Below are 6413 nucleotides of genomic sequence, written 5' to 3'. Positions count from 1 at the left end.
CGCGGCGCTCCCCGTGATCGGTTCGGGCGGGCGCCCGGCCGCCTCGCGACGCCGGAGCCACCGCCGGACTTCAGGTCGGCCCGACTATGCCGCCGCCCGCGCTCGGTTTTCCCCAGAGATCCGCTCGCCGGGACCAGGGCCGGGCGCGAAGTCTGCGGTTTTCCGTGAGCCGGCCGCGGCATGCTCTGCGCGCCGGATGTCCCGTAGGAAGGCAGACCATGTCACGCATCGGAACGGCGTTGAGACGCCCCTGGATCGTCCCCTTCTATTTCTTGGTGTTCGGGTTCCTCGCCTTCCGGCTGCCCAACTACCTGGGGTTCGACCCGAGCAAGTCCACCGCCGCCACCCGGCTCGACCTGCCGTTCTACTACCCGCTGCTGGTCGCGCACATCATCTTCGGCTCGGTGGCGTTCGTGACCGCGGCCATGCAGATCTGGCCGTGGCTGCGCAACCGCAAGCCGAAGCTGCACCGCATCTCCGGCCGCATCTACGTCCTGGGCGGCGCGCTGCCGGCCGGGCTGGCGATCCTGACGATCACGCCGTTCTTGACGCACGGCCCTGGTCAGAAGGTGGGCAACGCGATCCTGGGCCTGCTCTGGCTGGCCACGACGATCGTCGGCTTCCGCCGGGCGCGGCAGGGCCGCATCGTGGAGCACCGCGAGTGGATGCTGCGCAGCTTCGCACTGTGCTTCTCGATCCTCGCGTCCCGGTTCTGGCTGGGGCCGGCCATCCTGTGGCTGGAGCCCGAGGTGTTCACCATGGGCGTCGACGGGCCACCTGCAGTGCAGGACCAGGTGTCCACGCTGACGTCGTGGGTCCCGTGGGTCGTGAACCTGCTGATCGCGGAGTGGTTTAACCATCGGGCGCGATACAAGGCCCTCGGCCGTCAGGCGGCCAAGCGCGCGGCGGCCAAACAGGATCCCCCGGCGAGGGCCACGACGCCAGTCGTCCCGTCCGCGGAACCGATCCTGACCCCGGCCTCGGGCACGAAGACGCCGGTCCTCGAGCGGCCGACCCCCGACCCGGTCCCCTAGTATGTTGCGCCTGGTCCTGGCACCGGCAAAGTCGACTTCCAGCCCGGAGACCTGCTGGGTGAGTAGTTGGTTGTCGGTGCTGCGCTGGCGGTCGAGGTCGGCCAACCGCCGGTTGTCACAGGTGAATTCGTCGATCCGATCGACCATTTCCCGGTGAGTCAGCGCGTCGAATGCCGGCCAGCTTGTCGCGCTCGACGCGCAGGTCGTTGATCTCCTGGCGAGCCAGCGCAGGTCGGTCTCAGGCTCGCGGCGCTGCCCGCAGCTTGGCGTGTAGGTGTAGCGGGCTCGCTGGCCGCGTGTTTTGCCGCGAGCGACGTGTCGAGCGTGCTCGCTGTCCTTGCCGTGGATTCGCCAGCCGCCGCCGTCGGGAATCCGACCGGTCTTTTTCACGTCGAGGTGGACCATGTGCCCGGGCCAGCGGGCGATGATCCGTCTCGGTGCCCGGTTGCTGGCGCCGGTGGGGTCGAGAAACCGGCGTCGGTTCAGCCCGAGCTGCAGCAGGTGCCGGCCGACGGTGCGGACGGAGATGGTGATGCCCTCGGCGGCGAGTTCGGCGCAGCTGCTCGATACGGACGACCACCTCGGCAGGGGTGGCGGTGGGCTGGTGGTGCGGGACGCTGGGCTGGTCGAGCAGGCCGGCTTGGCCGTGGCGGCGCCAGCGGTTGACCCATTTGGAGGCGCATTGGCGGGAGATGCCCATCTCGGCGGCGACGTGGGCGATCGGGCGGGTCTGGCAGCGCGCGACGAGCCGGCGGCGGCCCTCGAGAGACAGCGGGGCATTACGGTGGTGCACGGACGGGTCTTTCTGCTCGGAGGACGAGTTGGTCGCACTTCTCATCCTGCCGCTGAAAGACCCGTCCCTCGTCTCAGGCCCTCGCCCGCGTCACCAACGTCATGACCCGCAACAGCTGGCCTTGCTCGCCACCGATGGCGGTATCGGCCCGACAGACCCGTGTGCTGCGATCATCTTTGGTTGACGCGCACGGGGAGGGATTCCGGGTTGGCGACATGGCGGGAACTGGTGGAGTTCATCCGACGGGCATACGAAGTCACTCGCAGCGCGGCGGACGAAGTGCGGATCCTGGTGCGCTTCGACGATGACGTCGACTACGAGGGCCGGGCGCAGACCGTCGTCATTGCCCGGGAAGTGCTCGACGGCAAGGAGGAGTGGGTGCAGATCGTCACCCCTTTCGCCCGGGTCGCCGAGGTCGATCTGAAAGAAGTCCTGGAGGAGATCGGCACCGGCACGATCGTCGGCGGTGCCGCCGTCATGGGCGACTACTTGGTGCTGCGACACGCGCTGCCGTTGATCCATCTCGACTTCAACGAGTTCACCGATCCGGTCCAGCTGCTCGCTGACGCCGCCGACGGATTGGAACAGCAGTTCACCGGCCGCGACGACTACTGAACGACAGCTTGGCTCACATGAGATGACTGGGGCGGCTACGACGATCATGTCGCCACCCCGACGTCGAACGCACCGCCGACACGGTGCAACTCGCCTACAGCCCCCGGGTGCCGCTGCTGATGTTCGGCGGCCGGGCCGCGAACGCGCATCGATTCCCGCCGGTGCCCCACGTCAGCATCCCGAAAATTGCGCTGCAGCTGCTCGGCCTGCCCCGGCCTGGGGTGTCCCCCGCCTCGATGCCGACCCCTGTCTGGCCGACCGCGTCGACGTGAGCGCCGCGATGATGATCAACCTCACAATCCGTCCCGGCGCCGCCATCGCTCTGCGCCCGCCGCCACGGCAAGCATCAGATCTACTACGTCGACGACCCTCATGTCGTACACATCGTCCAGCTCGCGCTGTGCCACCAGGACGAGCCCGTCGCCAAGCCCTCGCATCGCCGGTACGCCCAGGCCGGATGACCGGGTTCACCGGGGTGTGACCGGACCGGAGGTTGACTGGTGTGGTGATCGTGAGGCCGTCTCACGTCACCGCGAGCAGTGACGACGGGAGCGTCGGCTGATGAGCATGAGTGGGTTCAGCGCGCCGTGGTGGTTCCTGCTGCTGGCTGCGGCGGCGGGCCTCGCGGCGGGATACGTGGTGACCCAGCGGATGCGGCGCAAGCGCGTGCTGCGGTTCGCCAATCTGGACCTGCTGGACCGGGTCGCGCCCAGCGGCCAGGGCCGTCGACGGCATCTGCCGGCGGCGTTGCTGATCACGTCGCTGGCGTTGTTCTCGGTGGCCATGGCCGGCCCCACCGCCGAGCAGAAAGTGCCACGCAACCGCGCCACGGTGATGCTGGTGATCGACGTGTCGTTGTCGATGCAGGCCACCGATATCGTCCCGACCCGGTTGAAGGCGGCGCAGGACGCCGCTCGCTCGTTCGTGCGTGACCTGACCCCCGGGATCAACCTGGGCCTGGTCTCCTTTGCCGGGTCGGCGACGGTGCTGGTCAGCCCGACCACGGAACGGGACGGTGTGGTCAGGGCGATCGACACGCTCAAGCTCGCGCCGTCCACCGCCACCGGAGAGGGCCTGTTTTCCGCGCTGCAGGCCATCGCCGGGCTTTCCGCCGTCCTCGGCGGTCCGGACGGTCCGCCCCCGGCCCGGATCGTGCTGATGACCGACGGCAAGCAGACCGTGCCCGAAGACCTCTCCGCGCCCCGCGGTGGCTACACCGCCGCGCTCGCGGCGAAGCAACAGGGCGTCCCGATCTCGGGGATCTCGTTCGGCACCCGCGACGGCACCGTCGACATCGACGGCAAGCCGGCTCCAGTCCCGGTCGACGACGAGGCCGTGCAGGAGATCGCGCAGCTATCCGGTGGGCAGTTCTTCAAGGCCGCCAGCGCAGAGGAGATCAAGAAGGTCTACGCCGACCTCGGCGAGCAGATCGGCTACGAGACCAAGGACGCAGACGCCAGCAGACCCTGGATGGCGCTCGGCGTGTTCGTGCTCATCGGCGCAGCGGGCAGCTCACTGCTGCTCGGCCAGCGACTTCCCTGACCCCGCTCGGACACACGAAAAGCGAGGTGCCCGGACGTGGTCCGGGCACCTCGCCGGGTTCACGGACTCCTTACCTGGCCGGGCGGTACCAGCGTGCCCGAAGGTACCGCTGTCCGTTCTCGTCGACGGCGATGTGCCAGCGCATCCGAAGCGGCGCCCGGGGACCGTCCTCGCCGGATCGGCGCGGCAGCGGCGTGGTCACGACAGGACGCCGCGTGGTGGTGGTCTCGATCATGACGTTCCTCCGTTCAGTTCCCGAGCGCGACCTGCACCAGCTTGACGATCACCAGGACCACCGCCAGGAGCAGATACGCCCGCAGCGCGGTGAGGCCGATCCTGCGGCCCAGCGAGAACTCCGGCTTGGTCAGGTACTCCAGCGGCGGCATCCGCCAGTCCGCCCGGCCTGTCCGGTCGATCGGAGCGGTCGTGCCGCGGCCGCGCCGCAGCAACGCGTAGCCGGCCACCAGGACCCCGATGCCGCCGCTGATCTGCAAGATCAGGACGATCTGACCGTCGCTGATGTCCGGGAACAGCACGGCCGTGGTGAGGATGACCGACAGCATCACCAGCACCCCGACCACCACGGAGGTGAACACATTGGTCGCGCGGCCGTTGACCCACGGCCCGAGTACCGCTTTGTCGTTGCAGAGCAACAGCAGGAACACCGTTGCCGAGGGCAGCAGCACCCCCGCCAGAGTCTGCACTCCGGCCGTGAGCAGCCCGAGCGGCGAGCCGGGGATCAGCACGATGGCCGCCGACAGCGCGACGAGTCCGGCGTAGACCGCGTAGAACCCCTTGGCCTGCTTGACACCGCGGTGCAGCGAGTGCTTCATTCCGAGGACGTCGCCGATGGCGTACGCGCTGGAGAGTGACACCGCGAACGCGCCGACGATCGAGGCGTCCAGCAGCGCGACCGCGAACAACCCGCCCGCCGCGCGCCCCGCATAGGACTCGAGCCCGGTCGCCAGGCCCGCGCTGTCGGTGAACTGGCTACGGCGACCTGACTCGGCCCGAACTCGACGTCCTCCGGTTCATCGCCGCCGGCCACAACAACCGAGAAATCGCCCGCACCCTCCTGCTGAGCGAAACCACCATCAAAACCCACATCTTCGCCAAAACCGGCAGCCGCGACCGCGCACGAGCCATCCACCACGCCTGCACCCACGGAATCGCCACACCCCGACATGACCGGCGCTGACGAATTCGTCGGCGCTGGCAGCCCGGTCGCACCGTATTCCGGGGCTCCGGTGCGTGGAAGCGTTTCACGCTGCCCTCAGCGAATGCGCTCTACGAGGAATGCGCCGCCGTGGGTCACGGACCTCCTCGCGGCCGATCCACACATCGCTCGGCCTCGGGCATGGTGACGCCGTCTCTCACCCGAGCGAGCCCGATTCCGGTGACCGACATCTCCGCGTGGCGCCTCACCGTTGCCGGCACCGCATCGGTGACCTGGCTCTGGGCTTCACGTGGCCGGTCACCAGCCCGATTGCGTCCATGATGTACGGCCGACGTCAGTTGTGCTCTTCGTCGCCGCTGCCCGGTTTTGCCCTGCCGGGCAACAGAAGTTCGTTTGCCGTTTGGTCAATTACCAACATTCGTCGGTAGTGCGGCGCCGGGCGCGCAACAGATCCTGTGCGCGTCTCGGCTTCTGTGCGACTCCTGCACACGAGCCTCGTCCCTGGTCCCCCTTGGAGGACACTCATGCCTGCCCAAAAAACGCTGTTCGGCGCCGTCATGTTCGCCTCGGCCGCGCTCCTGATCGGTGCCTGCCCCGCCACCGCCGCCACCGGCGTGGCCGTACCGCACGCCGCAGCGGCGTCCTGCTCGCAGGCCTACCTGCCGCTCCCGGACGCGGCGTGTACTCCCGGCGCCACCAATCCCGACGTCACCCAGGACACCATCGATCAGACCATCTGCGTCTCCGGCTGGACCAAGACCGTCCGCCCGCCGGTTTCCTACACCAACCCGCTGAAAGTGCAGCAGATCGCCGACTACGGCTACAGCGACACCAGCACCGCCGACTACGAAGAAGACCACCTCATCCCCCTCGAACTCGGCGGCGCACCCCGCGACCCCGGCAACCTCTGGCCCGAACCGCGCTACGGCGACCAGACCGCCGCAAACAAGGACTCGGTCGAAAACGCTCTCAAAACCGCCGTCTGCAACGGACAGGTCGCCCTCACCGACGCACAGAACGCCATCGCCACCGACTGGACCACCGCCGAATCCGTCGTCGGCATCGGCTGACCCAGCGGCCACCGCTGAGGCTGCCCGACCTACGCCAGGCAGCCAAGCTTCGTGACGCGGCCTCGCATCTCCTCCCCCTCGATACGGGGCCGCACCTCACCTCCGACGAGCGGCTGTCGAGCTCCCCCGGTTGTCTGGACAAGGCGTCCGGACAACAGGGGCAAGCTCACCCCCTCCTCACC

Annotated in this window: 7 protein-coding genes and 2 pseudogenes; 6 read left to right on the top strand and 3 right to left on the bottom strand. The window is 68.6% G+C overall.

Annotated features, from left to right (window positions below; genetic code table 11):
* Nucleotides 1–218 precede the first annotated feature (218 nt).
* Complete coding sequence (locus ACZ7OH_RS39580; protein WP_470285592.1) at nucleotides 219–1034, top strand: DUF2306 domain-containing protein; 816 nt, start codon at nucleotides 219–221, stop codon at nucleotides 1032–1034.
* A 261-nt stretch (nucleotides 1035–1295) separates the two neighbouring features.
* Here the strand turns inward: ACZ7OH_RS39580 and ACZ7OH_RS39575 are convergent.
* Nucleotides 1296–1827, bottom strand: a pseudogene (locus ACZ7OH_RS39575) (helix-turn-helix domain-containing protein); the annotation flags it as partial.
* Between the two features lie 207 nt (nucleotides 1828–2034).
* On the opposite strand from ACZ7OH_RS39575, the gene ACZ7OH_RS39570 reads away from it, so the two are divergent.
* The 3 genes from ACZ7OH_RS39570 to ACZ7OH_RS39560 all read left to right on the top strand — a co-directional run bounded on the left by ACZ7OH_RS39570 (nucleotide 2035) and on the right by ACZ7OH_RS39560 (nucleotide 3984).
* On the top strand, nucleotides 2035–2442 hold the full coding sequence (locus tag ACZ7OH_RS39570) for a hypothetical protein (protein ID WP_470285603.1): 408 nt from the start codon (nucleotides 2035–2037) through the stop codon (nucleotides 2440–2442).
* 107 nt (nucleotides 2443–2549) lie between these two features.
* Nucleotides 2550–2714, top strand: coding sequence for a hypothetical protein (locus ACZ7OH_RS39565; protein ID WP_470285591.1), 165 nt, complete (start codon nucleotides 2550–2552; stop codon nucleotides 2712–2714).
* Nucleotides 2715–3003: 289 nt separating this feature from the next.
* Nucleotides 3004–3984 carry a VWA domain-containing protein gene (locus tag ACZ7OH_RS39560; RefSeq protein ID WP_470285590.1) on the top strand — a complete coding sequence of 327 codons (981 nt, stop codon included), beginning with the start codon at nucleotides 3004–3006 and terminating at the stop codon, nucleotides 3982–3984.
* Nucleotides 3985–4054: 70 nt separating this feature from the next.
* Here the strand turns inward: ACZ7OH_RS39560 and ACZ7OH_RS39555 are convergent, their stop codons facing one another.
* Together ACZ7OH_RS39555 and ACZ7OH_RS39550 are read right to left on the bottom strand one after the other, a co-directional pair.
* Nucleotides 4055–4219 (bottom strand): hypothetical protein, encoded by a 165-nt coding sequence (locus tag ACZ7OH_RS39555; protein ID WP_470285589.1) that lies wholly within the window; start codon nucleotides 4217–4219, stop codon nucleotides 4055–4057.
* Nucleotides 4220–4232: 13 nt separating this feature from the next.
* Nucleotides 4233–4964, bottom strand: a pseudogene (locus ACZ7OH_RS39550) (divalent metal cation transporter); the annotation flags it as partial.
* Between the two features lie 20 nt (nucleotides 4965–4984).
* On the opposite strand from ACZ7OH_RS39550, the gene ACZ7OH_RS39545 reads away from it, so the two are divergent.
* Nucleotides 4985–5182, top strand: coding sequence for a response regulator transcription factor (locus ACZ7OH_RS39545; RefSeq protein WP_470285602.1), 198 nt, complete (start codon nucleotides 4985–4987; stop codon nucleotides 5180–5182).
* A gap of 503 nt (nucleotides 5183–5685) precedes the next feature.
* Nucleotides 5686–6231, top strand: coding sequence for a hypothetical protein (locus tag ACZ7OH_RS39540; RefSeq protein ID WP_470285588.1), 546 nt, complete (start codon nucleotides 5686–5688; stop codon nucleotides 6229–6231).
* Nucleotides 6232–6413 lie beyond the last annotated feature (182 nt).

The sequence above is a fragment of the Amycolatopsis sp. NPDC114478 genome (genome assembly GCF_055633805.1).
This window is presented reverse-complemented; position numbering and strand designations above follow the sequence as displayed.

Bases quoted from the DNA above. Each gene is read 5' to 3' on its own strand.
- ACZ7OH_RS39580 (WP_470285592.1), top strand. From the start codon at position 219: ATGTCACGCATCGGAACGGCGTTGAGACGCCCCTGGATCGTCCCCTTC.
- ACZ7OH_RS39560 (WP_470285590.1), top strand. From the start codon at position 3,004: ATGAGCATGAGTGGGTTCAGCGCGCCGTGGTGGTTCCTGCTGCTGGCT.
- ACZ7OH_RS39555 (WP_470285589.1), bottom strand. From the start codon at position 4,219: ATGATCGAGACCACCACCACGCGGCGTCCTGTCGTGACCACGCCGCTG.
- ACZ7OH_RS39540 (WP_470285588.1), top strand. From the start codon at position 5,686: ATGCCTGCCCAAAAAACGCTGTTCGGCGCCGTCATGTTCGCCTCGGCC.